General features: G+C 41.8%; 1 protein-coding gene and 2 pseudogenes. 1 reads left to right on the top strand and 2 read right to left on the bottom strand.

The annotated features are described in order from the left end of the window. A pseudogene (locus JQC92_RS22860) lies at positions 1-494 on the bottom strand (DUF6444 domain-containing protein); the annotation flags it as partial. A 149-nt stretch (positions 495-643) separates the two neighbouring features. On the opposite strand from JQC92_RS22860, the gene JQC92_RS22095 reads away from it, so the two are divergent. Then, positions 644-1,585: a hypothetical protein gene (locus JQC92_RS22095; RefSeq protein WP_205001684.1), complete on the top strand. Its 942-nt coding sequence runs from the start codon at positions 644-646 to the stop codon at positions 1,583-1,585. A gap of 154 nt (positions 1,586-1,739) precedes the next feature. Here JQC92_RS22095 and JQC92_RS22855 read toward each other — a convergent pair. Then, a pseudogene (locus JQC92_RS22855) lies at positions 1,740-2,007 on the bottom strand (hypothetical protein); the annotation flags it as partial.

The following is a 2,007-nucleotide window of genomic DNA, read 5'->3' as shown; positions in this document are numbered from 1 at the left end:
TGCTAATACCGCAATATGCCCCATCAGACGAGAGCCTATTTGCCCTTTAGGCGAAGTTTCCGGTAACTCCCCTTTATAAGTGGCATTACAATATTGGCAGTGACCATGAAAAATTTGGTACTCAGTGATCTCCAAAGATACTTTGGGTAAATCGAATACTTGATGACGACGGCTATGTCGCTCGTTTACCTTAATCGAGTGATAACAAGCACTGCAATAAGATTGAGGCTTGCACTCAATTACGATGTCATCATCCGACAGTTCAGCTAAAGGTCTTTTGTCCCCCGTGTGGCCTGGCTGAGCGCCCATCTTATTTCTGCTACGATGCGTTTGAGCTTTTTTCTATCAGCCTTTGCTTCAGGTGTATCTGATGACGGCGATTTTGATGAATTCTGAGAAAACGGCTTTAACCTATCTTCGTATTCCCGAAGTTTTGACCATAACTCTTGAATCAGCAAATTAGCATCTATCTCGAAGCATTTTTTCTTTTTTATGTGTACATAAAACACCATAAAAAGATCGTTCAAGTAACAATGTTAGGTCAAGTGACTTGTTTCACAAAAAACAAGAGGAGCTTGGTGAACGGTTACGTTTTATGGTCTGATAATATTGGGGATTGGCATTTATCTGAAGTGAGGAACTGATGACATTTAAGAGAATCCTACAAACCACTATTAGTGGTCTGTTATTGATGAGCCAGTGCGGTTTTGTGCAAGCTGGAAATACAAACGAAAAAACAGATTCTAATGTTGAATCCGTTAAAACGTTAACAAAATCGACCAATCAAGGAAATGCTGGGGCTCAATATAATTTAGGGGTTGCTGATGGCTTTGGCTACGGTGATTCATCTGGGTGTCCTGTGGACAGAGTAATAGAAAATCAAGATTTATCGGGACATGAGGGTTTTTGTGCGGATATAAGGCTGTTTAGTGGCACTAATTTGGTATATGATTCAGCGGCAAGAGAGGCTCAGATGACCCTGTCTGGTGGCTCGAATTATGTATATGGTTCAGCGGCAAAAAAGGCTCAGATGACCCTGTCTGGTGGCTCGAATTATGTATATTATTCAGCGGCAAAAGAGGCTCAGATGACCCTGTCTGGTGGCACTAATTTGCTGAATGGTTCAGCTGCAAAAAATGCTCATGTGACCCTGTCTGGTGGCAGGAATGCTGTAACTGGTTCAGCGGCAAATGAGGCTCAGATGACCCTGTCTGGTGGCACTAATTATGTATCTTATTCAGCCGCAAAAGATGCTCAGATGACCCTGTCTGGTGGCTCGAATTATGTATATGGTTCAGCGGCCGAAAATGCAGATATAGTCGTTAATAATGGGAGAAATAACAACTTCATCGGTGCGCACGTAGCTAACAATGCCGTAATTTCTGTATGTGGTAACAGTACGATATATTATGGTAATGATTTCACCTCTAGTTGGGAGGTCATAAATCCTACTGAACTAACAGAAACAAACGCAAAAAGTTTAATGCCTCAAATAAAAGCGTTCAACGACCTTAGAAACAGTGTTGAGCCATTAAATGAGCGCTGCTTACCATTAGCCACACCAAATAATTTTAGCGAACATTAACACGTTAGAGTTATCACTGAGCATGGAAGGTCAAGCAGAGGCGCAGACCTTGACAAAGCAGATGTCACAGCATTAAAAGCTTAGATTACTCTGATTAAGAACGCTAAAACCGTCATGATTTGTGTTGAAGGTTTTTTGTCATACATAAAGTGAGTTAGACGCATATATTCTTTGGGTGCAGTTCCTTTGATTCGACGGTTACAGCAGCTTTATAAAGTCGTCGTTGAGATTGCTGCTTATGAAACTTCCAATACTCATCAAAATCGTCGCTTGACTTCAGTGAATGTAATTTCAAAATAGCTTCACCTCCATCAAGCCCCCAACGGGCACCGGTAATATCCAGTCTATCGTTTATCAAATGACGACAAGCACCTTCTATTACCCCGCTGGCGATAGGATGACCTGATGCTAATGCCTCGCCA

Origin of the sequence: Parashewanella hymeniacidonis, from assembly GCF_016900895.1 — a bacterium.
Lineage (GTDB): Bacteria > Pseudomonadota > Gammaproteobacteria > Enterobacterales > Shewanellaceae > Parashewanella > Parashewanella hymeniacidonis.
The sequence above is the reverse complement of the archived record's forward strand: the minus strand, read 5'-3'. Positions and strand labels throughout refer to the sequence as shown.

Excerpts from the sequence above, each read along its gene's own strand:
- JQC92_RS22095 (WP_205001684.1), top strand. The coding sequence starts at position 644 with ATGACATTTAAGAGAATCCTACAAACCACTATTAGTGGTCTGTTATTG.